This window comes from Sphingopyxis sp. GW821-FHT12F08 (genome assembly GCF_058806755.1).
Window position 1 is genome coordinate 381,712 of the sequence record NZ_JBXAQA010000006.1, and the last position, 26,237, is coordinate 407,948.

Annotated in this window: 23 protein-coding genes; 22 read left to right on the forward strand and 1 reads right to left on the reverse strand. The window is 68.5% G+C overall.

Annotated elements, in window-relative coordinates:
- Position 1: 1 nt before the first annotated feature.
- Complete coding sequence (locus AC1RNQ_RS17915; protein ID WP_493173269.1) at positions 2 to 472, forward strand: GxxExxY protein; 471 nt, start codon at positions 2 to 4, stop codon at positions 470 to 472.
- A 6-nt stretch (positions 473 to 478) separates the two neighbouring features.
- Positions 479 to 1,222, forward strand: a complete 744-nt coding sequence (gene fabG, locus AC1RNQ_RS17920; RefSeq protein WP_493173271.1) for a 3-oxoacyl-[acyl-carrier-protein] reductase — start codon at positions 479 to 481, stop codon at positions 1,220 to 1,222.
- A 74-nt stretch (positions 1,223 to 1,296) separates the two neighbouring features.
- Here fabG and AC1RNQ_RS17925 read toward each other — a convergent pair whose 3' ends face one another.
- Complete coding sequence (locus tag AC1RNQ_RS17925) at positions 1,297 to 3,420, reverse strand: TonB-dependent receptor (protein ID WP_493173272.1); 2,124 nt, start codon at positions 3,418 to 3,420, stop codon at positions 1,297 to 1,299.
- Positions 3,421 to 3,778: 358 nt separating this feature from the next.
- Here AC1RNQ_RS17925 and AC1RNQ_RS17930 point away from each other — a divergent pair, with 358 nt between their 5' ends.
- The 20 genes from AC1RNQ_RS17930 to AC1RNQ_RS18025 all read left to right on the forward strand — a co-directional run.
- Positions 3,779 to 4,750 carry a cysteine synthase A gene (locus AC1RNQ_RS17930; RefSeq protein WP_493173274.1) on the forward strand — a complete coding sequence of 324 codons (972 nt, stop codon included), beginning with the start codon at positions 3,779 to 3,781 and terminating at the stop codon, positions 4,748 to 4,750.
- Entirely contained in the window at positions 4,747 to 5,145 is a 399-nt protein-coding gene (locus AC1RNQ_RS17935) for a hypothetical protein (protein WP_493173275.1), read from the forward strand. The genes AC1RNQ_RS17930 and AC1RNQ_RS17935 overlap by 4 nt, the downstream gene beginning before the upstream one ends.
- A 17-nt stretch (positions 5,146 to 5,162) precedes the next feature.
- Complete coding sequence (locus AC1RNQ_RS17940; protein ID WP_493173276.1) at positions 5,163 to 6,299, forward strand: Gldg family protein; 1,137 nt, start codon at positions 5,163 to 5,165, stop codon at positions 6,297 to 6,299.
- A gap of 281 nt (positions 6,300 to 6,580) precedes the next feature.
- Positions 6,581 to 7,102, forward strand: coding sequence for a division/cell wall cluster transcriptional repressor MraZ (locus AC1RNQ_RS17945; protein WP_493173278.1), 522 nt, complete (start codon positions 6,581 to 6,583; stop codon positions 7,100 to 7,102).
- Positions 7,099 to 8,103, forward strand: a complete 1,005-nt coding sequence (rsmH, locus tag AC1RNQ_RS17950; RefSeq protein ID WP_493173280.1) for a 16S rRNA (cytosine(1402)-N(4))-methyltransferase RsmH — start codon at positions 7,099 to 7,101, stop codon at positions 8,101 to 8,103. Before AC1RNQ_RS17945 ends, rsmH begins: the two co-directional genes overlap by 4 nt.
- Positions 8,097 to 8,684, forward strand: a complete 588-nt coding sequence (locus AC1RNQ_RS17955; protein ID WP_493173282.1) for a hypothetical protein — start codon at positions 8,097 to 8,099, stop codon at positions 8,682 to 8,684. Before rsmH ends, AC1RNQ_RS17955 begins: the two co-directional genes overlap by 7 nt.
- On the forward strand, positions 8,681 to 10,372 hold the full coding sequence (locus tag AC1RNQ_RS17960) for a peptidoglycan D,D-transpeptidase FtsI family protein (protein WP_493173284.1): 1,692 nt from the start codon (positions 8,681 to 8,683) through the stop codon (positions 10,370 to 10,372). Before AC1RNQ_RS17955 ends, AC1RNQ_RS17960 begins: the two co-directional genes overlap by 4 nt.
- Complete coding sequence (locus AC1RNQ_RS17965) at positions 10,372 to 11,811, forward strand: UDP-N-acetylmuramoyl-L-alanyl-D-glutamate--2,6-diaminopimelate ligase (RefSeq protein WP_493173286.1); 1,440 nt, start codon at positions 10,372 to 10,374, stop codon at positions 11,809 to 11,811. The genes AC1RNQ_RS17960 and AC1RNQ_RS17965 overlap by 1 nt, the downstream gene beginning before the upstream one ends.
- On the forward strand, positions 11,808 to 13,184 hold the full coding sequence (locus AC1RNQ_RS17970; RefSeq protein WP_493173288.1) for a UDP-N-acetylmuramoyl-tripeptide--D-alanyl-D-alanine ligase: 1,377 nt from the start codon (positions 11,808 to 11,810) through the stop codon (positions 13,182 to 13,184). The genes AC1RNQ_RS17965 and AC1RNQ_RS17970 overlap by 4 nt, the downstream gene beginning before the upstream one ends.
- Complete coding sequence (mraY, locus tag AC1RNQ_RS17975; protein ID WP_493173290.1) at positions 13,184 to 14,254, forward strand: phospho-N-acetylmuramoyl-pentapeptide-transferase; 1,071 nt, start codon at positions 13,184 to 13,186, stop codon at positions 14,252 to 14,254. Before AC1RNQ_RS17970 ends, mraY begins: the two co-directional genes overlap by 1 nt.
- Entirely contained in the window at positions 14,251 to 15,555 is a 1,305-nt protein-coding gene (murD, locus tag AC1RNQ_RS17980; RefSeq protein WP_493173292.1) for a UDP-N-acetylmuramoyl-L-alanine--D-glutamate ligase, read from the forward strand. The genes mraY and murD overlap by 4 nt, the downstream gene beginning before the upstream one ends.
- Positions 15,552 to 16,790 (forward strand): FtsW/RodA/SpoVE family cell cycle protein, encoded by a 1,239-nt coding sequence (locus AC1RNQ_RS17985; RefSeq protein ID WP_493173294.1) that lies wholly within the window; start codon positions 15,552 to 15,554, stop codon positions 16,788 to 16,790. Before murD ends, AC1RNQ_RS17985 begins: the two co-directional genes overlap by 4 nt.
- Positions 16,787 to 17,971: an undecaprenyldiphospho-muramoylpentapeptide beta-N-acetylglucosaminyltransferase gene (gene murG / locus AC1RNQ_RS17990; RefSeq protein ID WP_493173296.1), complete on the forward strand. Its 1,185-nt coding sequence runs from the start codon at positions 16,787 to 16,789 to the stop codon at positions 17,969 to 17,971. Before AC1RNQ_RS17985 ends, murG begins: the two co-directional genes overlap by 4 nt.
- Complete coding sequence (murC, locus tag AC1RNQ_RS17995) at positions 17,971 to 19,404, forward strand: UDP-N-acetylmuramate--L-alanine ligase (RefSeq protein WP_493173330.1); 1,434 nt, start codon at positions 17,971 to 17,973, stop codon at positions 19,402 to 19,404. Before murG ends, murC begins: the two co-directional genes overlap by 1 nt.
- 151 nt (positions 19,405 to 19,555) lie before the next feature.
- Complete coding sequence (gene murB, locus AC1RNQ_RS18000; RefSeq protein WP_493173298.1) at positions 19,556 to 20,455, forward strand: UDP-N-acetylmuramate dehydrogenase; 900 nt, start codon at positions 19,556 to 19,558, stop codon at positions 20,453 to 20,455.
- 148 nt (positions 20,456 to 20,603) lie between these two features.
- Positions 20,604 to 21,524, forward strand: coding sequence for a D-alanine--D-alanine ligase (locus AC1RNQ_RS18005; RefSeq protein ID WP_493173300.1), 921 nt, complete (start codon positions 20,604 to 20,606; stop codon positions 21,522 to 21,524).
- Positions 21,521 to 22,459 carry a cell division protein FtsQ/DivIB gene (locus tag AC1RNQ_RS18010; protein WP_493173302.1) on the forward strand — a complete coding sequence of 313 codons (939 nt, stop codon included), beginning with the start codon at positions 21,521 to 21,523 and terminating at the stop codon, positions 22,457 to 22,459. The genes AC1RNQ_RS18005 and AC1RNQ_RS18010 overlap by 4 nt, the downstream gene beginning before the upstream one ends.
- 5 nt (positions 22,460 to 22,464) lie before the next feature.
- Positions 22,465 to 23,721, forward strand: a complete 1,257-nt coding sequence (gene ftsA / locus AC1RNQ_RS18015) for a cell division protein FtsA (RefSeq protein WP_493173304.1) — start codon at positions 22,465 to 22,467, stop codon at positions 23,719 to 23,721.
- 150 nt (positions 23,722 to 23,871) lie between these two features.
- Entirely contained in the window at positions 23,872 to 25,338 is a 1,467-nt protein-coding gene (gene ftsZ, locus AC1RNQ_RS18020) for a cell division protein FtsZ (protein ID WP_493173306.1), read from the forward strand.
- A 72-nt stretch (positions 25,339 to 25,410) separates the two neighbouring features.
- Positions 25,411 to 26,237: tetratricopeptide repeat protein (locus AC1RNQ_RS18025; RefSeq protein ID WP_493173308.1), on the forward strand; the 827-nt coding region annotated here is incomplete at its 3' end.

The following is a 26,237-nucleotide window of genomic DNA, read 5'->3' on the forward strand; positions in this document are numbered from 1 at the left end:
GATGGGCGAGGCGGCGCTCCATATCGACCAGATATCGCACGATGTAATCGGCATCGCGATGCGGCTGCACAGCGAGATCGGGCCGGGGCTTTTGGAAAGCATCTATGAGACGCTTCTTGCAGGGCGCTTGGCCTCGATGGGATACAAGGTCGATCGGCAACGGGCGATCGATGTCATTTTCGACGGGATCGAATTTCGCGAGGTCGCGCGGGCCGATCTGGTGATCGACGACCGGCTGGTCGTCGAAGTCAAATCCACCGAAAATTTGCACCCGGTGCACGCGAAACAGGTTCTCACCTATCTCCGGTTGCTGCATATGCCCGTCGGCCTGCTCATCAATTTCGGGGAGCCGACGTTGAAGCAGGGAATTCGCCGTCTCGTAAATGACCATAAAGACTCTGCGTCCTCTGCGTCTCTGCGCGAAAATCTTGATACACCGGCGTCCGGAACGACCGGGCCATTGCAAGGATAGACATTGATGTTCGATCTCACCGGCATGACTGCCCTCGTTACCGGCGCTTCGGGCGGTATCGGTTCGGCGATTGCGCAGGCGCTCGCCGCGCAGGGCGCGCGGCTCGCGGTTTCGGGGTCCAATGCCGACAAGCTGAACGCCTTCCGCGACAGCCTCGGGGGCGATCATGTCGCGCTGCCCTGCAACCTCGGCGATGGCGCCGCGGTCGATGCGCTCGTCCCTTCGGCGGTCGAGTCCTTGGGCGGCAAGCTCGACATCCTCCTCAACAACGCCGGCGTCACGCGCGACAACCTCATCCTGCGGATGAAGGACGACGAATGGTCCGACGTCATCCGCATCAACCTCGAGGCCAATTTCCGCCTCGCGCGCGCTGCGGCCAAACCGATGATGAAGGCGCGCTTCGGCCGCATTATCTCGATCACCAGCGTCGTCGGCGCGACGGGCAATCCGGGGCAGGCCAATTATGCCGCGTCGAAGGCCGGCGTCACCGGCATGACCAAGGCGCTGGCGCAGGAACTGGCGAGCCGCGGCATCACCGTCAACTGCGTCGCGCCGGGTTTCATCGCCACCGCGATGACCGCCGACCTGCCCGACGCGCAGAAGGACGCGCTCAACACGCGTATCCCTGCGGGCCGCATGGGCGAGGGCGAGGATATCGCCGCCGCGGTCGTCTATCTCGCCTCGAAGGAAGCGGGCTATGTCACCGGCCAGACGCTGCACGTGAACGGCGGCATGGCGATGCTGTCGTAACGCGATAGGGATTGGCCGGGCCCGGCGGCGGTGCCGGACCCGGCCTCCCTCCCGAGCGACCCTTCGGAGAGGGGTCAGAAGCTCGCGCGGGCGGTCAGGCGGATGTCGCGGCCGGCGAGCGGCACATAATCCTTGGTAAAGCTCGCGTGGCGCCGCGCGTCGACGTCGAAGATATTGTTTGCGGCGAGGCTCAGCGACAGATGCTTGGTGTCGGGCAGCGGGCGCCATGTGATCGACGCGTTGACCAGGGTGAAGCCCTTGGTCGGCGTCTCGAACTGCGCGGTGCGGTTCTGGTCGTCGGTCCATTCGACCTCGGCGCGCGCGTCGAGGCGTTCGCCCTGCGCTTCCAATCCGCCGAGTATGCGCAGCGGCGGGATGCGCGGCACGTTGCGGTCGGCGCCCGCGCCCTTGATCGTCGCGCGCGTCATGTCGGCGGTGACGTCGCCGACGATGTTGAAGCCGCCGATCTGCGCGATCCGCGCGCTCGCCTCGGCCTCGAAGCCGTAGACCTTCGCGTCGCGCTGGAAATATTGGAAGACCGGCAGATCGTCCTCCTCGGCGCCGGTCGCGGCCGAATAGATGAAGTCGTCGAACCAGTTCGAATAGCCGGTGAGGCTGAGGTTGAACGCGTCGGTCTTGAGCTTGAACGACGCTTCGGCACCCCAGCTTGCCTCGCGCTTGAGATTGGGGTCGCCGCGCTCGAAGCTCTGCGTCGCGACGTGCGGGCCGTTCGAGAACAATTCTTCGGCCGACGGCGCGCGCACGGCGCGCGCCACCGACACGCCGAATTTGGCGCTTTCGCTGATGTCGTAGGTCGCCCCGAGCGCGCCCGAGAAGCTGTCGAAACTGCGCTCGATGCCGAGCGCCGGGGCACGGACGCTGGTCGTCTCGAACCGCCCCGCGGCTTCGAGCCCGAGCGGACCCGCTTCGAACTCCTGCAACGTGAACACCGCGAACTGGTCGGTCAGGTTGCGCGGCACGAACGCCTCGGCGCCCACGGCGTCGAAGTCGCGGTGGCTGTACTGCACCCCGCTCGCGCCGCGCCAGCCGCCGCGGTCGTTCTGCGCCAGCTCGAGCCGGCCCTCGACGCCCTTGTTGTAAAAGATGGTGCCGACCTCGTCGCCTTCGAACTCGGTGTGCTGATAATCGGCATAGCCCGCGCGGATGCGCAATTTGTCGAAGAAACCGTCGCCCATCTCGACCTCGCCGCGGACATCGGCGCGCCATTGCTTCATGCCGATGGTGACCGGGCCTTCGCCATGGTCGTGGCCTTCTTCGCCTTCGCCTTCATCGTGATGCGCGGTGTCGGGCCGGTCGGGGACGCCATAGTTGGTGTCGTAATAGCTGAGCGAGATACCGAGCTGGCCGCCGTCGTTGATCAGCGACAGTCCGCCCGCGGCAGTCCAGGTCTCGCTCGCGGTGTTGGGGATCCTGCCGCGGCTGTTCGCCTGTGCGGTCAGTTCGGCCGCCTCGTCGGCATGGCCTTCCTCGATCTCGTGCTCGGCGAGGTGGAGCAGGTCGCTGCGGATGCCCGGCGCATAGACATAGCCGCCCGCCCGCGCGTCGCCGGTCTTGCGCCAGCTGCCGTCGACATGCGCGACGATGTTCGGCGCCAGCGCGACGTCGATCGAGCTGCCGATGTTGCGGTCGTTCGCGTTGGTCGCATAGCCGCCGATCGCGTCGATATGGACATGGTCGGTCGGCACCTTGCGCGGGATGCGGCGGTCGAACAGGTTCACCGCGCCGCCGATCGCCTGGCTGCCGAACAGCAGCACCGCGGGGCCGCGCAGCACCTCGATGCGCTCGACGGTCAGCGGGTCGATCGTCACCGCATGGTCGGCGGAGGTGTTCGACACGTCGATCGACCCGATGCCGTCGGTCAGCACGCGCACGCGCTCGCCCGAAAAGCCGCGCAGCACGGGGCGCGAGGCGCCGGGGGCGAAGCTGGTCGCCGAGACACCGGGCTGGCGGGTCAGCGTGTCGCCGATCTGCCCGCGGATGTCGCGCGCCAGTTCCTCGCCCTCGAGCACCGAGACATTACCGAGGATGTCGAGGCTGCGGACATAGGGTGCGGTGACGATGATCGGGTCGCCGGTGTGGATATCGTCGTCGCTGCCGGCGGCGCCGCGCTCCTGCGCGAAGGCGGGGGCGGCGAGGACCAGCCCGAGGGAAAAGGCGGCGGAAGCAAGCAAGCGCATGGGGAGGTTTTTCCTGTTCTGGTTGGCGACTGTCGCGGCGGCAGTAATGATATACTGTTACAATGGCAAGGGCCAGTTCCCGCCGTTCGTCGGGACCAGGGGGCTGTCTGTCGATGAGGGAATGAGATCCTCCCCGCTTGCGGGGAGGGGGACCGCCGCCGCAGGCGGTGGTGGAGGGGGCTGCCGGCCTGAAGCAACGCCGCTTGAGGACGCGCCCCCCCTCCGTCAGCGCTTCGCGCTGCCACCTCCCCGCAAGCGGGGAGGATTTGAATGCGGACTCCATCGACAAAGGCCGAGCATCGCCTCAACAACAGAAGCTGTCTTGCGACGCGCAGGCAGCCGCCCTAGATCAACGCCCATGACCATTGCGCAAACCAGCCTCGAGCTGATCGGCAACACGCCGCTTGTCCTGCTCAAAGGCCCCAGCGAAGCGACCGGCTGCGAAATCTGGGGCAAATGCGAATATGCCAACCCCGGCGGATCGGTGAAGGACCGCGCCGCGCTGTACATCGTCCGCGATGCCGAGGCGAACGGCAGCCTCAAGCCCGGCGGCACGATCGTCGAGGGCACCGCGGGCAACACCGGCATCGGCCTCGCGCTCGTCGCCAACGCCTTGGGCTACAAGACGATCATCGTCATGCCCGACAACCAGAGCGCCGAGAAGATGGACACGATCCGCGCGCTCGGCGCCGAACTGGTGCTCGTCCCGCCCGCGCCCTTCGCCAACCCTGGCCATTTCGTCCACACCTCGCGCCGCATCGCCGAGGAAACCGACAATGCGATCTGGGCCAACCAGTTCGACAATATCGCCAACCGCAAGGCGCATATCTTCGGCACCGCCGAGGAAATCTGGGACCAGATGGACGGCCGCATCCATGGCTTCACCTGCGCCGCGGGAACCGGCGGGACGATCGCGGGGACGGGCCTCGGCCTCAAGGCCAAGGACGAGACGATCACCATCGCGCTCACCGACCCCCACGGCGCGGGCCTTTATAACTACTACCAGTGCGGCGAGCTGAAGCCCGAGGGGGCGAGCGTCGCCGAGGGGATCGGCCAGAACCGCATCACCGCCAATCTCGAAGGCGCGCCGATCGACACCCAGTTCCGCATCTCCGACGCCGAAGGGCTCGCGGTCGTGCGCCAGCTGCTCGACGAGGAGGGGCTGTGCCTCGGCCTGTCGTCGGGGATCAACGTCGCGGGCGCGATGGCGCTCGCGCGCCAGCTCGGCCCGGGCAAGCGCATCGCGACGATCCTCTGCGACAGCGGCTTCCGCTATCTCTCGACGCTCTACAATCCCGAATGGCTGGCCAGCAAAGGATTGGCGGCATGAACATGAAGAAACCCCAGTCCTCCGCGCCGCCGCCCGAGCCTTGGGGGCCGAGCGATTCGATGCGGCGGCTGCAGATCGGCATCGCCGGGGTGATGGCGGTGCTGCTCCTCGTCGGGCTCGCCGGGCTGATCGGCGATCGCGCGCGCGAACAGGTCGCGGGCGACGCCGCCGCCACGGCCAATGCCGCCGCGACCGGCCAGCCCGACGCCGGCACCGGTGCGCCGCTCGAGGAACTCGGCGTCCAGCCGGTGACGACGCCGGCCGACGGCCAGACGCCCGCCGCGGTCGTCAATGCGCCCGCCAAGGCGGTGCCGCTGCCGCCGACGACCGCGAAGGTCCCCGACCTCGAACCCGATCCCGAACTCCAGCGCGCGCGGAACAAGACCGGCCAGTGAGGCCCACGCGCACGGCGATGCTCTGGCGCCCTCTCGCGGTCGCGCTGCTCGCGCTCGCGCTCGCGTGGGTGCTCGGCGGGCAGATGCTGCTCGGGCGGATCGATCCGGCGCTCGTGGTTCCCTGGCTCTTCGCCGCGTTGCTGCCGCTCGCCTGGTTCGGGCGCGCCGATGCGCCGCGTGAACGCATCCGCGCCAATCTGGTCGCACTGGCGGTGCTGCTGGCAGGGCAGGCTGGGCTATGCCTCGCGCTCGCGGGCAGCTTGCCTTGGGCGCATCTCGCCGTGACGGCACCCGCGGGTCTCGCAGCGGCGGGCCTCGCCGACTGGATCGTCCAGCGCCCGGCCAGGCGACTGGTCGCCAAGGCACTCGTTGCCAAGCCTGTCGCCATCCTGTGGTTCGTGGGCGGCCACACCGCGCTGGCCGCACTCTATACGGAGCCCGCCTCGTCGACCCCGGTGACGATGCTCAGCAGCCTGCCGCTGCGCTGGGCGGGGCAGGGCGATCTCTCGGCGATGCTTCAGCGCGGCGCCGCCGACGATCCGGCGCTGATCCGCCTCGAAAAGACTCACGAAATTGCGCTCGTCGACAGCCTTGTCGACCATGTCCCGCCCGCGGGAGCGGTGCTGCTGCTCGCGCATCCGCGCGCGCTGCCGCCGCAGGATCTGGTCGCGATCGACGCCTTCGTGCGCGGCGGCGGGCGCGCGGTGATCCTCGCCGACGCGCTGTCGGCCTGGCCCGCGCCGCATCCGACGGGCGACAGCCGCAATCCGCCGGTCACCAGCCTGCTTACCCCGCTGCTCGATCATTGGGGCATCACGCTGGGCGCCGCGCCCGCGGGTGAAACCGCCGCGCAGGATGTCGATGTCGACAGCCACCGTCTGCGCCTGTTCAGCGCGGGGCGTTTCGAGGCGCGCCCGCCCGACTGCGCGACTCAGGCGGGCGCACGCATCGTCCATTGCCGCATCGGCGCGGGCGAGGCGTGGCTGGTGGGCGACGCCGACCTGCTCTTCGCCCCGCTCTGGCAACCGCTCGTCGGCGATCTCGCCCATCTGCGGCGCGCGGATACGATGGAGTGGCTCGGCGCGCGCCTCGACGGCGAGGGGTATCGCCCGCCACTTCTCCAGCCGGTCTGGATTCGCGTCAAACCCGCATAAATCCGCGCCTTCAGCGCATGGTCGACACTTGTCCACAGCTTCGTCGCGGCGGCGCCCATGCGCACGCGCGCGACCCTTTTCGACCGCCTCCGCCCGATTTTACCCCGTTTAGGTGCATGATTTGCCCAGTTAAGCCCTAATTTACCCCTTTTCTCCCTAGCACTATGCTGATAGGCAGGAATCGGAGAGGGGCAATCTCCGCCTGAGCCATTGGATTCGGAATTTCGCGATTCCGGGATCGGGGAAGTTTTGCCCGGGGTGTCAGGAAAGGGGGCGGATCGATGGCGGTTGTGACGCCCGGCAATTATTCGGGCACCGAATTCGCCGCGATCGATGGCAAGGGGCGCATCGCCGTCCCTTCCGAATTCCGCAACAATGTGCCCCTCAATGCGGAAAATCAGCGCGTGCTCTGGGTCGGCTACCACGAAGTGCTGCCCTGCCTCGTCGCCTATGGCCAGGACCAGTTCGACCGCCTCGCCGACGAAATCGAGCATGGCCGTCAGGTCATCGAAGGCCGCGGCGGCGATTTCGCCGAGGATGCCGCCTACAAGAAGCGCTACGACTTCACCAAGCCCTATACGCTCGACGACAGCGGCCGTTTCTTGCCCACCTTCTCGCACCGCGACAATCCCTATGACGAGGCCGAGCTTGCTTTCGACGGCGGCGCCTGCGCCTTCGTCGGCGCGGGGCGCCGCTTCGAAATCTGGTGGCTGCCCTTCATCGCGCAGTGCGGCGAGGTCGACCCGCGCCTCCGCCGCGTCGCCGCCGCGTGGGATGCCAACAAAGGGAAGGGGCGCAAATGAGCGATCTTTCCCCCAATGTCATCAGGGACCCGCGCCATGATCCCGTGCTCCGCGACGAAGTCGTCGCGGCGCTCGCGATCGTGCCCGGCGAAACCCATGTCGACGCGACCTTCGGCGCCGGCGGCTACACGCGTGCGTTGCTCGCCGCCGAGGCCAATGTGGTCGCTTGCGACCGCGATCCCGATGCCATCGCAGAGGGGCAGGCGCTGGTCGCCGAGGCGGGTGGCCGCCTGACGCTGATCCACGGCCGCTTCGGCGAGATCGACCGGCTGCTCGCCGAGCGCGGCATCGCGGTGGTCGACGGCATCGTCTTCGACATCGGCGTCTCGTCGATGCAGCTCGACCGCGCCGAGCGCGGTTTCTCGTTCCAGAACGACGGCCCGCTCGACATGACGATGTCGAAAGGCGGCGAGACCGCCGCCGACTGGATCAACCGCGCCGACGAGGTCGAGATCGCCGACGTGCTCTTCCATTATGGCGACGAGCGCCAGTCGCGCCGCGTCGCGCGCGCGATCGTCGCCGACCGCCCCTTCACCCGCACCGCCGAGCTGGCGACCACGATCCGCAAGGCGCTGCGCCATCCCCCCGGCGCGCCCAAGGACCCTGCGACGCGCAGTTTCCAGGCGATCCGGATTCACATCAACGGCGAACTCGACGAGCTCGCCGCGGGGCTCGACGCCGCCGAACGGCTGCTGCGCCCCGGCGGCCGGCTCGCGGTCGTTTCCTTCCACAGTACCGAGGATCGCATCGTGAAGAATTTCCTGCGCGAACGCAGCGGTGGCGATGTCCGCGCTTCGCGCCACCGGCCCGCGCTAGCCCCTCCGGCGCGGGCCGCAACTTTCCTGACCCCGGCGCGCAAGATACGCCCGGGCAAGACCGAGGAGGCGCGCAACCCGCGCGCGCGCTCGGCGACGCTTCGCAGCGCGGTGCGCACCGGCGCGCCCGCCTGGTCCGACGGTTCGGCGCAAGAAAATTCGGGGAAGGAGGCCTTGTCATGCTGATGGCCGCGCGCAAGCTTCAGGGGATCGGCCTGGTCCTCCTCGTGCTGATCTTTGCGATGATGCTCTATCCGGTGTCGCTGAAGGTCGCGGCGACGCGCAGCGAACTTGCACGCATCAACCAGCAGATCGACCGGACCGAGAGCAATATCCGCTACCTCGAATCCGAACTCGCGGTGCGCGCCTCGATGCGCCAGCTCGAACAGTGGAATGCCGACACCTTCGGCTATTCGGCGCCGTCGGCGAGCCAGTATCTCGAGAATGAGCGCCAGCTCGCCTCGCTCGGCCGCGTGCCGCGCGCGCGCGGCGCCAACGAGGTCGCGCCGGTGCTGATGGCCATGGTCTCCCCGGTGGCGATTCCCGACAGGGCCAAATCCACCGAAGCCGCGACCGCGCCCACCGCGGCGAAGCCCGCGCCGGTGAAGGTCGCCGCCGCGGTCCAGTCCGACGTCGCCCCGCGCATGGCGCCGACGCGCCGCCGCGAGCAATTGAAGATGATCGAGGACCAGCTCCTCTCCGAAGCGACGCTCGCCGACCTCAAGCGCGCCGCCGCCGTCGAAGCAGGGGATAAGAAGGGCCGATGAACACGGTAGTCGTCCGTCCGACGCGCGTCCGTACCGCCGGGGTCCGGCAGCAGCTGCTGCTGACCGCGCAGCAGCGGCTGATGATCCTGATGCTGCTGTTCATGGCGGCGATCTTCCTCGTGTCGGTGCGCCTCCTGTGGTTCGCGGTGTTCGACATCGGGCCGCAGCGCGGTGCCTCGACCGCCTTCGTCCCTGCGCGCGCCGACATCGTCGACCGCAACGGCGTGCCGCTCGCGCGCACGATCGACGGCTATTCGATCCGCGTCGTGCCGTCGAAGCTGCTCAACAACCGCCAATATCTGGCCGACGAGTTGGTCAAGATCTTCCCCGACACGACGCGCGAGGAATTCCTCGCGAAGCTCAGCGGCCCGCGCGCGACGTACATCCGCCGCCGCGCGCTGCCCGACCAGGTCGCGGCGGTGAACGCGATCGGCGAGATCGGCTTCGACTTCCCGCGCGAGAAGGAGCGGCTCTATCCGCAGACCTCGCTCGCGGCGCATGTCCTGGGCTTCCTCAACGCCGAGGGGCAGGGCGTCACCGGGATCGAAGGCGCCTATGACGCGCGCCTGACCGACGCCGCGACGCGCGGCCAGCCGATGGCGTTGTCGATCGACGCGCGCGTCCAGGGCGTGCTCGAAGCCGAAGTGAGTTCGGCGGTTACCAATCTCGAAGCGATCGGCGGGGCGGGGATCATCCTCGACGTCCACAGCGGCGAGGTGATGGCGATGACGTCTCTGCCGACCTTCAACCCCAACAAACTGACCGGCAGCGACCCCGCGACGCGCCGCAACGCGGTGACCTATAATCTCTACGAGCTCGGCTCGACCTTCAAGCCGCTGACCGTCGCCGCGGCGATCGACGCCGGCACGGTGACCAGCATGGCGCGCCGCTACGACGCGACCGAGCCGCTTGCCATCGCGGGCTACCGCATCCGCGACAGCCACCCCTCGCGCCGCTGGCTCAACGTGCCCGAGACGCTGATCCACAGCTCAAACATCGTTACCGCGCGCATCGCCGACGAACTCGGCCGCGAGCATATGGAGACGATGTTCCGCAGCCTCGATTTCGACAAGCGCCCGGGCATCGAGCTCAAGGAACGCGCCTTCCCGCTGTGGCCCAAGGATTGGGGCCGGATCACGACGATGACGACGGGCTATGGCCACGGCATCGCGGTGACCCCGCTGCATCTCGCCAGCGCCTATGCCGCGCTCGTCAACGGCGGCATCTATCGTCCCGCGACGGTGCTGAAGCTCGGCGACAAGGCGCCGCCGCAGGGTCGCCGCGTGTTCAAGGCGGCGACCAGCGCGCGGATGCGCCAGCTGCTCCGCCTGATTGTCTCCGACGGCACCGGCAAGCAGGCCGAGGCGCCGGGTTTCCGCGTTGGGGGCAAGACCGGAAGTGCCGAGAAACCGGGCGTCGGCGGCTATAACCGCAGCTCGGTCGTCGCGACCTTCTCGGCCGCCTTTCCGATGGACAATCCGCGCTATGTCATCCTGGTGATGATCGACGAACCCAAGGGCAATGCCTATAGCTCGGGGCAGCGCACCGCGGGCTGGACCGCCGCGCCGGTGGTCAAGAAAGTGGTGATGCGCGCCGGCCCGATGCTCGGCGTCTATCCCGACGAAAGCCGCGACGTCGACGTGTCCGAACTGACCCCGCTGCTGTGGAGAAACGGGGAAGCCGAATAATGCGTCTGGCGGCGCTGCTCGACAATCAGGATCTCAAGGGGGCCGATCCCGTCGTCACCGGCCTCGCGATCGACCATCGCAAGGTCGCGCCGGGCACGATCTTCGGCGCCTTCGCCGGCGAGAAATTCAACGGCGAGGATTTCATTGCCGCCGCGGTCGAAGCGGGCGCGATCGCCGTCGTCGCGCGGTCCGAAGCGAAGGTCGTGGGCGCGGTCCATATCGCCGATGCGAACCCGCGCCGCGCCTTCGCCCACATCGCCGCGCGCTTTTTCCACAAATTCCCCGCAACTTGCGTCGCGGTAACGGGGACCAACGGCAAGACCTCCACAGTAGAAATGACCCGCCAGCTGTGGCGCATGGCGGGCTTCCACGCCGCGTCGATCGGCACATTGGGCGTTACGACCGGCGACGACCGCGTCATCACCGGGCTCACCACGCCCGATATCGTGACCTTCCTCTCGAACATGTCGGGCCTCGCCGCCGAGGGCGTGACGCACGCGGCGTTCGAGGCGTCGAGCCACGGGCTCGACCAGTATCGCACCGAAGGGCTGCCGGTGAAGGCCGCCGCCTTCACCAATTTGAGCCACGACCATCTCGACTATCATGGCGATATGGAGAGCTACATGGCCGCCAAGATGCGGCTGTTTCGCGAGGTCGTCGATCCCGCGGGCGCGGTGGTGATCTGGAACGACGACAGCTGGTCGCCCGCCGCCGAGCATGAGGCGAAGCAGCGCGGGCTCCGCATCCTGACCGTGGGTCAGCATGGCGAGGACCTCCGCCTCGTCAGCCGCGAACCGACCCAGCTCGGCCAGTCGCTGCTGATCCAGGCGGGGCCGCTCGCGCAGAAAGTCACCTTGCCGCTGATCGGCGCCTATCAGGTCGCCAACGCGCTCGTCGCCGCGGGGCTGGTCATCGCGACCGGCGGCGATGTCGGCCAGACGCTCGCCAATCTCGGCCGCCTCCAGCCGGTGCGCGGCCGGCTCGAACGCGCCGCGATCACCAGGGCCGGCGCGCCGGTCTATGTCGATTATGCCCACACCCCCGATGCCATCGAGGCCGCGCTCGACGCGCTGCGCCCGCACGCAACCGGCCGCCTGATCCTCGTCTTCGGCGCCGGCGGCGACCGCGACAAGGACAAGCGCCCCGAAATGGGCAAGGTCGCCGCCGCCAAGGCCGACATCGCGATCATCACCGACGACAATCCGCGCGGCGAAGAGGCAGCCGACATCCGCGCCGCCATCGCTGCGGGCGCGCCGAGCGCGCAGGTCATCGGCGACCGCCGCGCCGCCATCGCCGCCGCGATCGCCGAGGCGCGCGCCGAGGATATCGTCTGCATCGCGGGCAAGGGGCACGAACAGGGCCAGATCATCGGCCGGGGCGACGCCATGCGCGTCATCCCCTTCGACGACGTGACCGTCGCGCGCGAGGAGGCGGCATGAACCCGCTCTGGACCGCGCGCGCTATCGCCGCCGCAACCAATGGCACCGCCAGCGCCGACTTCACCGCGCACGGCGTCGCCTTCGACTCGCGCGAGGTGGGGAAGGGCGACCTGTTCATCGCGATGAAGGGCGAAGCGACCGACGGCCATAACTTCATCGACAAGGCGATCGCCGCGGGCGCATCGGGCATCGTCTGCGAAACCGCCATCGACCACCCGCACGTCCGCGTCGCCGACAGCGTCGCTGCACTCAATGCGCTCGGCACCGCGTCGCGCGCGCGCTGCCGCGGCCGCATCATCGGGGTCACCGGTTCGGCGGGCAAGACCGGCACGAAGGAGGCGCTGTTCGCCGCGCTCGATCGCTTCCGTCCCGGCAAGGCGCATCGCTCGGTCAAGAGCTACAACAACCATGTCGGCGTGCCGCTCAGCCTCGCGCGCATGCCCTCGACCGCCGACTATGGCGTGTTCGAAATGGGGATGAACCACGCGGGCGAACTCGCAGCGCTGACCCGCATGGTCCGCCCGCACGTCGCGATCGTCACCACCATCGCCCCCGCGCATATGGAATATTTCGGCAGCGAAGAGGCGATCGCCGACGCGAAGGGCGAGATTTTCGAAGGCCTCGAGCCCGGCGGCACCGCGATCATCCCCTTCGACAGCCCGCATTACGAACGCCTCCGCGCCAAGGCCGAACAGCATGCGGCGCATGTCGTGAGCTTTGGGCTCGGCGCGGGCGCCGACGTCCGCGCGGTCGACTGGCTGCCCGACGGGCAGGGCGGCTCGCTCGTCACCGCGCAGGTGCAGGACGCGCTGCTCTGCTTCACCATCGCGCAGGCGGGGGCGCATTGGGTGTCGAACGCGATGGCGGTGCTCGCCGCGGTCAAGGCCGTCGGCGGCGACCTGCCTGCCGCAGGGCTCGCCTTCGCCGAAATGGCCGGCCTCGCCGGACGCGGGGCGCGGCACCGGCTGGCAGTTTCCGGCGGTCATATCTTGCTGATCGACGAAAGCTACAACGCCAACCCCGCCTCGATGGCAGCGACGATCGGCCAACTCGGCAGCGAATCCGCCGACCGCAAGGTCGCGATTCTCGGCGCGATGAAGGAACTCGGCCCCGGCGGCGAGGCCTATCATGCGGGTCTGGCGGCTCCGCTCGTCGCAGCAGGCGTGCAATTCGCCTTGCTCGTCGGCGATGAGATGGCACCGCTCGCCAAAGCGCTTGAGGGGCGTATCGATTTCGCGCATGTGCCCGACCACGCAGCCGCCCGGGAGCGGCTGAAAGACTTGATCCGCGCCGGCGACGCCGTGCTGGTCAAGGGGTCGAACAGCGTTGGCCTGTCGCATCTGGTGACGGCGCTGACCAACGGGGATTACTGATGTTATACTGGCTGGCGGAATGGCTTGGCTTTCCGGGGGTCCTGAACCTCATCCGCTATCTGAGCTTCCGCTCGGGCGCCGCGGTCGCGACCGCGTTGATCATCGGCCTGTGGATCGGGCCGCGCTTCATCCTGATGCTGCGCATGCGACAGGGCAAGGGCCAGCCGATCCGCGACGACGGGCCGCAGAGCCATCTCGCGAAAAAGGGCACGCCGACGATGGGCGGTCTGATGATCCTGATTTCGCTGATGATTTCGGCGCTGCTCTGGATGGATCTGTCGAACCGCTTCGTCTGGGCCTGCCTGTTCGTCACGGGCGGTTTCGCGATCGTGGGCTTCCTCGACGACCTCGACAAGGTCACCAAGGCCAGCCACCGCGGCATCCCCGGGCGCGTCCGGCTGCTGATCGAATTCATCATCGCGGGGCTCGCGGTGACCCTGATCGTCTCGCGTACGGGCACCGACCTCTATCTGCCCTTCTTCAGCGGCATCGTGCTCGAACTCGGGCCGCTCTATTATCTCTTCGCGATGGTGATGATCGTCGGTTTCGGCAATGCGGTGAACCTCACCGACGGGCTCGACGGGCTCGCGACCTTCCCGGTGATCATCGCCAGCCTGGCTTTCCTCGTCATCGTCTATCTGTCGGGTAACGTGAAGTTCGCCGAATATCTCGGTATCCCGCATGTTCCGGGGGCAGGCGAACTCGCGATCTTTGCCGCGGCGATCATCGGCGCCTGCCTGGCCTTCCTGTGGTTCAACGCGCCGCCGGCGGCGGTGTTCATGGGCGACACCGGCAGCCTTGCGCTCGGCGGCGCGCTCGCGACCATCGCGGTGACCGCGCAGCACGAACTGGTGCTCGTGATCATCGGCGGGCTGTTCGTTGTCGAGGCGCTATCGGTGATCATCCAGGTCTTCTGGTACAAGCGCACCGGCAAGCGCGTATTCCGCATGGCGCCCATCCACCATCATTTCGAGCAGCTCGGCTGGCCCGAATCCACGGTCGTGATCCGCTTCTGGATCGTGTCGATCGTGCTCGCGCTCGCGGGGCTCGCGACCCTGAAGCTCCGGTGATCACCAGCCGCGCCTTTGCCGGTCGCCGCTATGCGGTGCTGGGGCTGGCGCGCTCGGGGCTCGCGACGGTCGAGGCGCTCGTCGCCAGCGGCGCGGGCGTCACCGCCTGGGACGACAAGGAGGACGCGCGCGACGAGGCGATGGCGCTCGGCGCCGATATCGGCAACCCGCTCGATATCGACCTCATCGGTTTCGCGGGCGTCGTGGTGTCGCCCGGCGTACCGCTCAACCGTCACCCGATCGCCGCGCACGCGCGCGAGGCGCATGTACCGATCATCGGCGACGTCGAACTCTTCGCCGAGGCGCGGCACGACCTGCCCACGCACAAGGTGGTCGGCATTACGGGCACCAACGGCAAGTCGACCGTCACCGCGCTCGTCACGCATATGCTGGAGAGCGCGGGCATCCCCGCGCTGATGGGCGGCAATATCGGCCTGCCGATCCTGTCGCGCGACCCGCTTGCCGAAGGCGGCGTCTACGTCCTCGAACTCTCGAGCTACCAGATCGACCTCTCGCACAGCCTCGCCTGCGACATCGCGGTGCTCACCAACATCACCCCCGACCATCTCGATCGCTACGACGGCTTCGCGGGCTATGCCGCCTCGAAGGCGCGGCTGTTCGGTCTGCAACACCAGGACCAGGTCGCGATCGTCGCGGTCGACGACGATCCGTCGAAGATCATCGCGGGCCGCATCAACCACCGCCTCCACCGCGTCTCGGCCAAGGACATCGACCCCGCCGACCAGGCGCGCTGGCCCGCGCTGCAAGGCCCGCACAACGCGCAGAACGCCGTCTGCGCGATCGCGGTGTGCCGCGTGCTGGGGCTGAACGACGAACAGATTGAGCGGGGGCTCGCGACCTACAGCGCGCTGCCGCATCGCATGGAATGGGTCGGCGAAGTTGCGGGCGTGTGCTGGTACAACGACAGCAAGGCGACCAACGCGGCTTCCGCTGCACCGGCGCTGGCGGCCTTTCCGCCGGCGCCGGACCAGCGTCTCCACTGGATCGCCGGCGGACAGGCGAAGGGCGACGGACTGTCGGCCTGCGCGCCCTGGTTCGGGCACGTCAAGCGCGCCTATCTGATCGGCGAGGCGATGGAGGCCTTTGCGGCGGAGATCGGCGACGCGATCCCGGTCGACCGCTCGGGCGATCTCGCGACCGCAGTCGCGCGCGCGGCGGCGGTGGCCGAGCCCGGCGACATCGTCTTGCTGTCGCCGGCCTGCGCGTCGTTCGACCAGTTCAAAAGCTATGAGGAACGCGGGGACCGGTTCCGCAGCATCGTCAGGGCATTCGGGGCATGAGCGGGGGTTTCGACAATATGGACGCGACGGGGGAAAAGCCGGTCATCGCCACCACGCGCACGGTGAAGCGGCGCGGCCCGCGGCTCAGCCGCGCCGACCGCACGCCGCTGGGCCTCTGGTTCTGGGAAATCGACCGCGTGCTGCTGCTGCTCGTGTCGATGCTGATCGCGATCGGCCTCGTCGCGGTCACCGCCGCCTCGCCCGTCGCGGCGCAGAAGCTCTCGACTTCGACCGCCAGCCTCGACCCACTCTATTATTTCTATCGCCAGCTGATGTGGGTGATCCTCGGCGTGCCCGTCATGCTCGGCGTGTCGATGCTGCCCAAGGCGCAGGCGCGGCGTTTCGCGATTTACGGCACCGTGACGTTCATGGTCCTGCTTTTCCTCGTGCCGCTGATCGGCACCGAGGTGAACGGCGCGCAGCGCTGGCTCGGCAGTGGCGTCTTCCGCCTCCAGCCGTCGGAGTTCCTGAAGCCCTTCTTCGCGGTGTCGCTCGCCTGGATCCTCTCGCTTCGCCTCCACGACCAGAGCCTGCCCGTCGTGCCGCTTTCCTTCGTGCTCACCGGCATCATCGCCTTGCTGCTCATGGGCCAGCCCGACCTCGGCCAGACGATCATCTTCGTCGCGACCCTGCTGGTGCTCGTGCTCGTCGCGGGCCTGTCGATGCGGATCATGGGCATGCTCGCGGGCGGCGGGCTCGCGGGCATCATCCTCGCCTATTTCTTCTATCCGGTCGCGCAGCAGCGCATCAACATCTGGCTCTTCGCCGAGGGCGACAGCTTCCAGGTCGACAAGGCGCATGCGACGCTCACCGCGGGCGGCCTCATCGGCACCGGCCCCGGCGCCGGCCTCGCCAAGTTCCAGCTGCCCGAGGCGCACACCGACTATATCTTCTCGGTCATCGGCGAGGAGTTCGGGATGATCGCGTGCATGGCGATCGCGATCCTCTATCTCGCGATCATCGTGCGCGTGCTCGTCCGCCTGCTCGACGAGGAGGACAGCTTCCTGATCCTCGCGGTCGCTGGCCTCGTCGCGCAATTCGGCGGTCAGGCGATCATCAACATGGCGGTGAACACCCAGCTCTTCCCGTCGAAGGGCATGACCTTGCCCTTCATCTCCTATGGCGGTTCGTCGATGATCGCGCTGTCGATCGGCATGGGTTTGCTCTTGTCGCTGACTAGGCGGAACCCCTATGCCGCGCGGGTGTCGCTCACCCGCAACTGGAACAAGAAATGACCGCGACCCGCCACTTCCTTCTCGCCGCCGGCGGGACGGGGGGACATATGCTGCCTGCCTACGCCCTCGCCGGCGAGCTGATTTCGCGCGGCCACCGTGTCGCGCTGGTCAGCGACGACCGCGGGCTCAACATCCCGGGCAAGCCCGCCGAGCTCGAAGCCCATGTCCTGCCCGCCGGGCGCGTCCACGGCGGCCCCATCGGCTGGGTCAAGGCGGCGCTCGCGATCCGCAAGGGCCGCCGTATGGCGATCGATCTGATCGATGAATTCGACCCCGCGGTTGTCGTCGGTTTCGGCGGCTATCCCTCGCTCCCCAGCCTGCTCGCCGCGAAGGCGACCAGGCGCCCGAGCGTGATCCACGAACAGAATGCCGTGCTCGGTCGCACCAACCGGCTGATGGCGGGGCGCGTGAACGCGATCGCGGTCGCCTATCGCAACATCCACCGCTTTCCGCCCGCGCTGGTCGACAAACGCCACCTCACCGGCAATCCGGTGCGCGAGGAGGTCATCGCGATCCGCGAGGAAGGCTATCCGCCGCTGCCCGAGGACGGCATCCTGCGCCTGCTCGTCGTGGGCGGCAGCCTCGGCGCGACGGTGCTCAGCGAGGTCGTTCCCGCCGCGATCGCGATGCTGCCGCGCGCGCTGCTCGACCGGCTGCAGATCGTGCAACAGGCGCGCGAGGCCGATCTCGAAGGCGTGCGCGCCAAATATGCCGGGCTCGGCGTCGCCGCCGAATGCGCGCCTTATTTCGCCGACATTCCCGACCGCATGCGCTGGGCGCATCTGGTGATCGCGCGCGCGGGCGCCTCGACCGTCGCCGAACTCGCCTGCGCCGGGCGTCCCGCGGTGTTCATCCCCTATCCGCACGCGATGGACAATCATCAGACCTGGAATGTCGCCGACCTCGTCGAGGCGGGCGGTGCGGTCTCCTTCGCGCAGTCCGACTTCACCCCCTCGGCGCTCGCCAAGCAGATCCAGCGCATGGCGCTCGAACCCGGCGCGCTCGAGGAAGCCGCGAGCCGCGCCGCGAGCTGCGGCCTGCCCGACGCGACGCGCGACCTCGCCGACCTCGTCGAATCGCTCGCCGCGCCGCCGATGATGGACGTCATCCGCGTCGGCGCGAAATCGCGCAACGCCGCGGTCGCCGGCGGCGTCGCTGCCACCCGCTCGGGAGAGAAATGATGCGCGGCGTCGCGACCGACATCGGCACCATCCACTTCATCGGCATCGGCGGCATCGGCATGTCGGGCATCGCCGAGGTGATGCACAACCTCGGTTATCAGGTGCAGGGCAGCGACATCGCCGACTCCTATGTCGTCGAAGGTTTGCGCAAGCGTGGGATCAAGGTCAGCATCGGCCATGAGGCGTCCAATGTGGACGGCGTCGCGGTCGTCGTCACTTCGACCGCGGTCAAGCGCGGCAATCCCGAAGTCGAGGCGGCGTTGGCCGGCCGCATCCCGATCGTCCGCCGCGCCGAAATGCTCGCCGAGCTGATGCGCCTCAAATCGACCGTCGCCATCGCGGGCACGCATGGCAAGACGACGACGACCAGCCTCGTCGCTGCCTTGCTCGACGCGGGCGGGATCGACCCGACCGTGATCAACGGCGGCATCATCAACAATTATGGCTCGAACGCGCGGCTTGGCGCGTCGGACTGGATGGTAGTCGAGGCCGACGAGAGCGACGGCAGCTTCCTGCGCCTCGACGGCACGATCGCGGTCGTCACCAACATCGATCCCGAACATCTCGACCATTATGGCAGCTTCGATGCGATCAAGGACGCCTTCGTCGAATTCATCGAGAATGTCCCCTTCTACGGTGCGGCGATGCTGTGCCTCGACCATCCCGAGGTGCAGGCGATCATCCCGCGCATCCGCGACCGCCGCATCGTCACCTATGGTTTCTCGGCGCAGGCCGACGTGCGCGGCACCAATGTGACGCCCGGCCCCGACGGCAACCGTTTCGACGTCGTCGTGCGCGACCGCGACGGGAACAGCCGGACGATCGAGGGCATTCATCTGCCGATGTCGGGGCGCCACAATGTCCAGAATGCGCTCGCCGCGATCGCGGTCGCGCTGCACATGGGCGTCAGCGACGCCAAGGTCGCCTCGGGCTTCAACGGCTTCGCCGGGGTCAAGCGCCGCTTCACCAAGGTCGGCGAGATCGCGGCAGGGGAGGGCATCGTCACCGTCATCGACGATTACGCCCACCACCCGGTCGAAATCCGCGCCGTCCTCTCGGCCGCCCGCGAGGGTGTCGGCGCCGGCCGCGTCGTCGCGGTGGTCCAGCCGCACCGCTTCACGCGCCTCCGCGATCATATGGACGATTTCCAGCAGGCGTTTAACGACGCCGACATGGTGTTGGCGTTGCCGGTCTATACGGCGGGCGAGGCGCCGATCGAAGGCGTGACCTCGGAGGCGCTCGTCCAGGGCCTGCGCGACCGCGGCCACCGCCACGCCGCGACCGTGACCGACGCCGATGCGCTCGCCGCGACGATCGCCGGCGCGATCGGGCTCGGCACGCTCGGCGCGGGCGACAAGATCATCTGCCTCGGCGCGGGCGACATCACCAAGATGGCGGCGGGTCTGGCCGCGGCGGTGGAGAACGCGTCGTGAGCGGTCCCCAGCCGATCCTCCCCGGAACGGGGAGGGGGGCCATGCGAAGCATGGTGGAGGGGCACGCGCAGTCGAACGCGGCGTATGATCTCCCGTGCTCCTCCACCACCCTTCGGGTGGTCCCCCTCCCCCTGCGGGGGAGGATCGGCTCGTGACCGCGACCGAAACCCTCCCGGCCGTGCGCGGCAAGCTGACGGCAAAGGCGCCGCTGGCCCCGCTCGTCTGGTTCAAGTCGGGCGGCCCCGCCGACTGGCTGTTCGAACCTAGGGACGCGGACGATCTTTCCGATTTCCTCCGCGACCTCGACCCCGCAACCCCCGTCATGGCGCTTGGCCTCGGCTCGAACCTGATCGTCCGCGACGGCGGCTTTCCCGGCGTGGTCGTCCGGCTCGGCAAGGCGTTCGCCAAGGTCGAAGCGATCGACGCCACGACGCTGCGCTGCGGCGGCGGTGCATCGGGCATCCTCGTTTCCTCGACCGCGCGCGACGCGGGCATCGCGGGCATGGAGTTCCTGCGCTCGATCCCCGGCACCGTCGGCGGCTTCGTGCGCATGAACGGCGGCGCCTATGGCGGCGAGGTCAAGGATATATTGATCGATGCCGACATCGTGCTGCGCTCGGGCGAGCGCCGGACGCTGGCGCTCGCCGATCTCGGCTACACCTATCGCCACAGCGAACTCCCCGAAGGCGCGGTCGTTGTCGGCGCGACCTTCCGCGGCGCGCCCGGCGAGGCGCAAGCCATCCAGGCCGAAATGGACCGCATCTCGGCGAGCCGCGAGGCGTCACAGCCGCTGCGCTCGAAGACCGGCGGCTCGACCTTCAAGAACCCCGACGGCCATAAGGCATGGCAGCTCGTCGACGAGGCCGGTTGTCGCGGCTTCACCGTCGGCGGCGCGCAGGTCAGCGAGAAGCACACCAATTTCCTCATCAACACCGGCGAGGCGACGAGCGCCGATATCGAGGCGCTCGGCGACGAAGTCCGCCGCCGGGTGAAAGCCAAGAGCGGCGTGGAATTGCAATGGGAGATTCAACGCGTGGGAGTGGCGAAGTGAGCGTGGCAAAGCCGATCCTCCCCGGAACGGGGAGGGGGACCATGCGAAGCATGGTGGAGGGGCACGCGCAGTCAAACGCGGCGCATGACCTCCCGTGCCCCTCCACCACCCTTCGGGTGGTCCCCCTCCCCCGTTGGGGGAGGATCGCATGAAGGGTCCGTGGCATGTCGCCGTCCTGATGGGCGGTTGGTCCGCCGAACGCGAAGTGTCGCTGATGAGCGGCAATGGCGTCGCCGACGCGCTCGAAAGCCGCGGGCACAAGGTCACGCGCATCGACATGGACCGCGACGTCGCCCGCAAGCTCGCCGACGCCGCTCCCGATGTCGTCTTCAACGCGCTCCACGGCGTTCCCGGCGAGGACGGGACGGTGCAGGGCATGCTCGACCTGATGGGGCTCAAATATACCCACAGCGGGCTCGTCACCTCGGTGATCGCGATCGACAAGGAACTGACCAAGCAGGCGCTCGTCCCGCACGGCATCCCGATGCCCACCGGCACGATGGTTGACAGCGAAAGCCTGTTCGCGGTCGACCCGCTGCCGCGCCCCTATGTGCTGAAACCCGTCAACGAAGGCTCGTCGGTCGGGGTCGCGATCGTCAAGGACGACAGCAATTACGGCAACCCGATCGCGCGCGAGGCCGTCGGTCCGTGGCAGGAATTCGACCGCCTGCTCGCCGAACCCTTCATCAAGGGCCGCGAACTCACCGTCGCGGTGCTCGGCGACCAGGCGCTCGGGGTGACCGAACTCCGCGTCAAGTCGGGCTTCTACGACTATGACGCCAAATATACCGACGGGCTGACCGAACATGTCTGCCCGGCGCAAGTCCCCGACGACGTCGCGCAGCGCATGAAAGACCTCGCAGTCCAGGCGCACCGCCTGCTCGGCTGCAAGGGCGCCTCGCGCTCCGATTTTCGCTGGGACGACGAACATGGCCTCGCGGGCATCTTCCTGCTCGAGGTCAATACGCAGCCGGGGATGACGCCGCTCAGCCTCGTGCCCGAACAGGCACGCGCGATCGGCATGGACTATGCGGAACTGGTCGAACGCATCGTGGGGGAAGCATTATGAGCCAGAAGATCAAGCGGCCGACATCGGCCCCGCGCCGCCCGGCGCGCGCGCCCAAGAAGCGCAAGACGATCAGGACGTCGCGCATCGACGCGCTGATCAACGCGCTGCCGATCAGCCCGCAGCGGCTGCAGCAGGTCGCCAACTGGACGATCGGGCTCGGCCTCTTCGCGGTCGTCGGCCTCGCGGCGCACGCGACCGGCGTCACCGCGAAGGTGCAGGAGGAATATGCCCAGGCGGTCGGCCGGGCGGGCTTCCAGGTCAGGAAGGTCGAGGTCGTCGGCGCCGACCGTATCGACCGCTTGAAGGTCTACGACATCGCGCTCGCGCAGAAAGACCGCTCCATGGCGGCGCTCGACCTCGAAGGGGTGCGCGCCGACCTGATGAAATATGGCTGGATCAAGGACGCGCGCGTTTCGCGCCGCCTGCCCGATACGCTCGTCGTCGATATCGTCGAGCGCACCCCCGCCGCGATCTGGCAGCATAATAATCGCCTGTCGCTGATCGACGAAAAGGGCGTCGTGCTCGAACCCGTCACTATCGCGACGATGCCCGACCTGCCTTTGGTCATCGGCCCGCGCGCCAACACCCGTGCGCAGGACCTCGACCGCCTGCTCGCCGAGGCAAGCAGCCTCAAGGAACTGCTCGCCGGCGCGACCTGGGTCGGCGATCGCCGCTGGGACCTGCGCTTCCGCAGCGGCGAGACGCTGTCGCTGCCCGAGGGCGAGGGCGAGGCCAAGAAGGCGCTCGCCAAATTCGCGCACATGGACGGCGCCAACCGGTTGCTCGGGCGCGGTATATTGCGTTTCGACATGCGCGACCCCGCGCGTTTCGTGCTACGCTTGCCGCACGAAGGGCAGGTGGCGCCCGCCAAGCTCGAAGGCGCGCGCGCCGCCGCCGATGCGCTGGCCGCCGCGACCGCGGCCGAGGAAGGATAGGAGCCATGGCGCCGCCGCGGATCGAGAAGATCATCACCGCGCTCGACGTCGGGTCGTGGAAGGTGTGCGCCTTGATCGCGGGGCAGACCGCCGACGGCGCGCTGCATGTCCTCGGCACCGGTCAGCGCGAGAGCCGCGGGGTCCAGCGCGGCTATGTCGCCGACATGGAGCAGACCGAGCATGTCGTGCGCGAGGCCATCGAACAGGCCGAGCGGATCGCGGGGCTCAACATCGACGATGTCTGGGTCGCTTTCTCGGCGGGCAGCCTGCTCAGCGACGTCGCGCCGATCGAGAGCGAGCTCGGCGGCCACCGCATCGAACAGGAGGATGTCGACGACCTCCTCGCCGCGGGGCGTGCCGGCATCGATCCCGAAGGGCGGATGATCCTCCACGCGCAGCCCGCGCTCTACACGCTCGACGGCCTCACCGGGGTCAAGAACCCGATCGGCCTCCACGCCGACCGCCTCGGCGTCGACATCCACATCATCATGGCCGATGGCGCCCCGGTGCGGAACCTCGAGGCCGCGGTGCGCCAGGCGCATCTCGACGTCAACGCGGTCGTGGCGTCGCCGATCGCCGCGGGCCTGTCGTGCCTGTCGGACGAGGAGCGCGACCTCGGCGTTGCGCTCGTCGAGCTCGGCGCCGCGGTGACCACCGTCTCGCTCTACGCCGGCGGCATGCTCGTCGAAATGGCGTCGCTGCCCTTCGGCGCCAGCGACATCACCGACGACATCGCCTCGGCCTTCGGCATCCGCCGCAGCCAGGCGCAGCGGCTCCAGCATTTCTACGGCTCGGCCTCGGCGAGCCCGCGCGACAATAACGAGGTCATCGACCTCGAACCCGGCGCGCCCTCGGGATCGGAATCGCCGCGCATCAACCGTGCGCAGCTCGTCTCGGTGATCCGCCAGCGGCTCGACGCGATGATGGGAGAGATCGGCAGGACGCTGAAAGACCTGCATTTCGTTGGCCCGATCGGGCGCCAGGTCGTGCTCGTCGGCGGCGGCGCCGATCTGAAGGGCATCGCCGATTATACGCAAAGCGCGCTCGGCCGCGCGTCGCGCGTCGGCCGGCCGAAAGGGCTGATCGGGCTTCCCGACGCGCATGCCGGACCCGCCTTCGCGACGCTCGCGGGGCTCGTCCTCTACGCCGCGTCGGACCCCGTCGACCTCCGCGACCTGCCGATGATGGCGCAGGACGTCTATCGTCCGCGCAGCACCGGGATTATCAACCGCCTGATGGCCGCATTGAAAAGCAGTTTTTAAGTGTCGAAGCGCCGAAAGGGTTAATTTTTTGGGTGATTCCGGCGTCACAATAGTGCAATGCGTTAACAGATATCGGGGCGGCGGGACCACCGCCCGTGGGTCGCAAGGTGAGGAAGCGGCAAAGGTTCGCCGCTGCAGGGAGATTGTTTGATGAGCATCAATATTGGCCCGCCGCAGGTCGATGAGCTGAAGCCGCGCATCGCGGTGATCGGCGTCGGCGGCGCTGGGGGCAATGCCATCGCGAACATGATCGCGGCGCGCGTCGAGGGGGTCGATTTCATCGTCGCCAACACCGACGCGCAGGCGCTCAACGCCTCGCCCGCCGAACGGCGCATCCAGCTCGGCGCGCAGATCACGCAGGGCCTCGGCGCGGGGTCGCGGCCCGAAGTCGGGCGCGCGGCGGCCGAGGAAACGATCGCGCAGGTCGAGGACGCGCTCGACGGCGCGCATATGTGCTTCATCGCCGCGGGCATGGGCGGCGGCACCGGCACCGGTGCGGCGCCGGTGATCGCCAAGGCGGCGCGCGACCGCGGCATCCTGACCGTCGGCGTCGTGACCAAGCCCTTCATGTTCGAAGGCGCGCGGCGCATGCGTTCGGCCGATTCCGGTATCGCCGAACTGCAGGATCATGTCGACACGCTGATCGTCATCCCGAACCAGAATCTCTTCCTCGTCGCCAACCCGAACACGACCTTCAAGGAAGCGTTCACGATGGCCGACGAGGTGCTGCAGCAGGGCGTGCGCGGCATCACCGACCTGATGGTCATGCCCGGCCTCATCAACCTCGATTTCGCCGACGTGCGCAGCGTGATGCGCGAGATGGGCAAGGCGATGATGGGCACCGGCGAGGCCGAAGGCGACGGCCGCGCGCTCGAAGCCGCGCAAAAGGCGATTGCCAACCCCTTGCTCGACGGCGTTTCGATGGCGGGCGCAAAGGGCGTCATCATCTCGATCACCGGCGGCGAGGACATGCGCCTGATGGAAGTCGACGAGGCCGCGAACCATATCCGCGAGCTGGTCGATCCCGACGCCAACATCATCTGGGGCAGCGCGTTCAACGACAGCCTCGACGGCAAGATCCGCGTCTCGGTCGTCGCGACCGGCATCGACGGCACGGGCGAAGCCGCGCCGGCCCCCGCCGCGACGCGCAGCTTCTCCTTCGCCCCGGCGCGCAGCGCGGCGCCTGCCGCGCCGGTCGTCGAGCAACCGGTCGAGGAAGCCGCCTATGAGGCGCCCGCCGAAGCCGATCCCGCGCCGGGCTTCTCGCTCGGCAATGCTGCCCCGGTCGAAGAGCCTGCCGCCCCGGCGGCGAGCTACGACGACGAGCCGATGGAGCTTTCGGACGTCGCGGCCTCTTACGACGACACCGCCGACGAACTCGTCCTCGACGCACCCGAGGCGCCGGCTGCCGACCCGTGGCAGCAGCCCGCGGCCACGGACCCGGCGCCCGCGCCGGCACCCGCCGAGGAAGGGCCGTCGCGCAATATCGGCGGCGGCACCTTGTTCGAGCGTATGTCGCGCCTGTCGCGCGGCACTGCGCCGGCCGAGGGCGAGGAAGAGGGCAAGGAGGACGGGGTCGATATCCCGCGCTTCCTCGGCCGCCAGAACAACCAGTAACGGGGCGAATATCGGCCGCCGCCAGGGCATGGCGGCCCGGAAATCGGGATGATCTTGCCCATGCGGCGATCGATGAAGACCAGGCTGGGACGCGTCGGCCGCCGCGCGACCGCGCTGGCCGCGCTGCTCCTCGGCGCCACCGCGCTGGCGCCCGCCGCGCAGGCCCAAGTCGCGCAGCCCGACGTCGCAACCCGCATGGCGATGGAAAAGCGCACCGCGGCGCGGACGTTGCTCTCCTCGGCGCTCGCGCGCATCGCTGCGAACAGCACCGACGGTGCCGCGCTGCTCGACGCCGGGCGCGCGTCGGTCGAGCTCGAGGATTATCGGGCCGCCTTGGGCTTCCTGACCCGCGCCGAGCAGGCGAACCCGCGCGACGGCGCGGTCAAGGCCGCGATGGGCTCGGCGATGGTCCATATGGAAAACCCGACGCGCGCGCTCGACTACTTCGGCGAGGCACAATTGCTTGGCGCCCCCGAACGGCTGTTTCTCGCCGACCGCGGGCTCGCGCGTGACCTGCTCGGGCAGCAGGATGCGGCGCAGCGTGATTACCAGCTCGCGCTGTCGCTGGCACCCAATGACGAGACATTGCGCCGCTACGCGCTGTCGCTCGGCATCGCGGGCGAGGCCGACCGCGGGGTGCAACTGCTCTCGGGCCAGCTTCGCGCGCAGGATCGCGGCGCGTGGCGGATGCGCGCGATGATCCTCGCGATCGCGGGGCGCAACGGCGAGGCGACCGAGATCGTCAACGCGACGATGCCGCCGCAACTCGCGCAGAATATCCTGCCCTATCTCACCCAGATGAACCGCCTCAACCCCGCGCAGCAGGCCGCCGCCGCGCATTTCGGGCGCTTCCCCTCGGGCAATCTCGGCCCCCCGCGCGCGCCGGTCCAGGTCGCGGC